General features: G+C 60.6%; 1 protein-coding gene and 1 pseudogene. Both read left to right on the top strand.

The window, feature by feature from the left end:
* On the top strand, window positions 1-395 hold a 395-nt coding region (locus AC1D0Z_RS23005), incomplete at its 5' end, for an MFS transporter (protein WP_477660443.1).
* Between the two features lie 68 nt (window positions 396-463).
* A pseudogene (locus AC1D0Z_RS23000) lies at window positions 464-914 on the top strand (ABC transporter substrate-binding protein); the annotation flags it as partial.

Below are 914 nucleotides of genomic sequence, written 5' to 3'. Positions count from 1 at the left end.
ACTTTGAGCAACAACCGATAGCGGGCGCTCTGCGGAAAATGGCCCATGTGGCCATTGCCTGCGCAGTGCTTACTGCCGCCGCGGGCCTGACCCGGAACGTCGGCCTGTTTATCGCCATCCACTTTGCCTGGGGGCTTTTGCTGGGTGCCACCACCCCGGTTTTGATGTCCCTGGTTTCCAGGGCGGCCGGCAGCCAGCGTCAGGGCTACATCCTCGGCGTTGCGCAAAGCACCGCTCAGTTTTCCTCCATCGCCGGCATTGCGGTCGGAGGCTGGCTCAGCCTGGGGGTTCAGCTGCAGTACACCTACTTTTACGTCGCGGTGTCATACCTGATGGCGTTCCTGCTGATTGTGGCGATCTACCGAAAAAACCCGGATCACGCGCGCTCCGGGTAGCGGGCCGTAGGGGCGTTACCCCCCCCCGGCCACATGACCTGTTTACGTTATTACCAGAGTTCAACACGATGTCAATTCAACGACGGTGGGCCGGCGCGCTCATCACCTTATTTATCGCAGGCGCCGTGATGGTGGCCTTGTTCTTCTTTACCGCACGAGCGCCTGAGCAGGATGCTCCCGGGGCCGCATCGGCCGGCACGGCTACCGTCACTGATCTTCTCGGCCGAAAAGTCCAGGTGCGCGTGCCGGTTCAGCGCGTCATACTGGGGGAAGGGCGACAGCTGTACCTGGTCGCTGCTCTTGACACTGAAAACCCGCTGCAGCGTCTCGTTGGCTGGCGCAAGGACCTGATCCAGGCGGATCCCGATACGTATGCGGCCTACCTGCGCAAGTTTCCGAAGATTGCCGACATTCCCACTTTTGGTGGTTTTGAGGAGGGCACATTCGACATCGAGCAAGCCATCGCGCAGAAGCCCGACGTTATTTTCCTGAATATTGAAGCGCAACGCGCCACGGAGG

The organism is Polaromonas sp. P1_E3, assembly GCF_056405935.1.
This window is presented reverse-complemented; position numbering and strand designations above follow the sequence as displayed.